Below are 2150 nucleotides of genomic sequence, written 5' to 3'. Positions count from 1 at the left end.
CCTTTTTCTATGTTCTTTTTAGGTTATATTTTAGCTATTAAGCTAAAGTAACATAACCAAATACAACTAATACAAGTAATAAAACTGTTGCAAAAGTCCAACCAATTTTTTTATTACGTGCTTTATCTAGTTCTGGAGCCATAAGTAATTTCCTTACGTTAAGTGAAAATTAATTTTTTAACTCCCAATCGAATATTCCTCTTCATCATATCATAGAAACAAAGGTAACTTAGGAAAATTGTCGCTATGATTGCGCAGTTAAGCATGGTTGCAGTGATAAATTAGAGAATTATCTTATAGTTTTAAGTATATAGATTGCTAGTTGTAAGTAAATAGTTGAGTAATTTAGTCTATTTTTTTTGTTCGACTTCACTATTGATTTGTTGGGTTTTTGGCTGATTGAGTGATCGAGAGATAAAAATAAAACCTCACGAGGAGAGGTTCTATTTAATATCTTTTATTGATTAAGCTTTTTTTTGATTAAGCTTTGTTGTATACCGGATATTTGTGGCATAAAGCTAATACTTTCTCTTTAGCTTGAGCTACTACTTGCTCTTGCTTTTCCGGTTGAGCAAAACTATCAAGTAGATCACAAATAATTTTTGCTACTTGTGCAGCATCTTCGGGCACAAAACCACGGCGCGTTAGAGCTGGAGTACCAAAACGTACACCTGAAGTTTGGAAAGGTGAGCGTGGATCGCCAGGTACTGAGTTTTTGTTGGCGGTGATGTTTGCGTGTTCTAAGATTTTAGAAGCTTGTTTACCAGAGAAATCTTTACCAATTAAATCTAATAAGAATAAGTGGTTATCTGTACCTCCAGAAACGATTTTATAGCCGCGTTCTAAGAACACTTTTACCATCGCTTGGGCATTATCTAATACTCGTTGTTGATAAGCTTTAAATTCAGGTTGTAAAGCCTCTTTAAAAGCTACTGCTTTAGCTGCAATAACGTGCATTAGTGGACCGCCTTGAGAACCTGGGAAAATAGCAGAGTTTAATTTTTTATAAAACTCTGGAGTTTGTCCTTTAGCAAGGATCATACCTCCACGTGGACCTGCTAGAGTTTTATGTGTAGTAGTTGTTACTACGTGAGCATAATCCATAGGAGAAGGATATAAACCAGTTGCTACTAAACCTGCTACGTGAGCAATATCACAGAATAAGTAAGCTCCTATTGAATCTGCAATTTCACGCATGCGTTTCCAGTCAACTACACGTGAGTAAGCCGAGAAACCAGCAACGATTACTTTTGGTTTAATTTGTTTAGCTTGTTCAGCAATTTGATCGTAATCAAGTAAACCATTAGCATCTACGCCATAGCTATGTGCATGATAAGTAATGCCGGAAAAGCTTACAGAAGCTCCGTGAGTTAAGTGACCACCAGCATTAAGATCCATCCCCAATACTACATCACCAGCTTTACATAAAGCTAAATAAACTGCAGCGTTAGCGTTTGAACCTGAATGTGGTTGCACATTAGCATAATCACAGTTAAATAATTCTTTAGCACGAGCGATAGCTAGAGCTTCAGCTTGGTCTACATACTCACAGCCATCGTAATAACGTGCGCCAGGGTAACCTTCGGCGTATTTATTAGTTAACACTGAGCCTTGAAGTTCTAGTACTAACTCAGAAACATAGTTTTCTGAAGCAATTAATTCCAAACCATCTTCTTGACGTTGTTTTTCTTGTGCAATGGCTTGGTACAATTCTGGATCAAAATCTTTTAATGATTGAGGATTGATTGTCATCTAGTACATCTCCAAGGATATTTGATAGGACGAGTTCTTTTTAAAGCAAGTTTAAAGGTCAACTCATTTATCAAGGTTAATAGAATGCTACATGCTTAAATAATATAAGTTGAGGCAAACAACTGTACGTCTACAGATTTACTATTTACTCTCATTTGTAGCACAAAAATCTCGTCTATTATACTCATCTTAAATTACTCTTGCCTAAAAAATAATAGCGACTATTCATAATTTAAGAGATCTTCTCCTTTAAGCTTGGCAAACTTGCCCATATATTTATATAAAGATAATCTACCTTAAGCTGGTTCTAACTTACGTAAATTAAGTTAGGTTTTACCTAAAAATAGGGCTTAATTTAATTACTTTAAGTTACAGTTGCAACTTAGACTAGGATAAAA

1 protein-coding gene is annotated in these 2150 nt (G+C 35.2%); it reads right to left on the bottom strand.

Going from position 1 to position 2150, the window contains the following annotated elements:
- Positions 1–480: 480 nt before the first annotated feature.
- Positions 481–1752 (bottom strand): serine hydroxymethyltransferase, encoded by a 1272-nt coding sequence (gene glyA / locus CKF58_RS07970; RefSeq protein ID WP_119532699.1) that lies wholly within the window; start codon positions 1750–1752, stop codon positions 481–483.
- Between the last annotated feature and the right edge of the window lie 398 nt (positions 1753–2150).

This window comes from Psittacicella hinzii (assembly GCF_003585935.1).
GTDB lineage: Bacteria > Pseudomonadota > Gammaproteobacteria > Enterobacterales > Psittacicellaceae > Psittacicella > Psittacicella hinzii.
This window is presented reverse-complemented; position numbering and strand designations above follow the sequence as displayed.

Bases quoted from the DNA above. Each gene is read 5' to 3' on its own strand.
- glyA (WP_119532699.1), bottom strand. From the start codon at position 1,752: ATGACAATCAATCCTCAATCATTAAAAGATTTTGATCCAGAATTGTAC.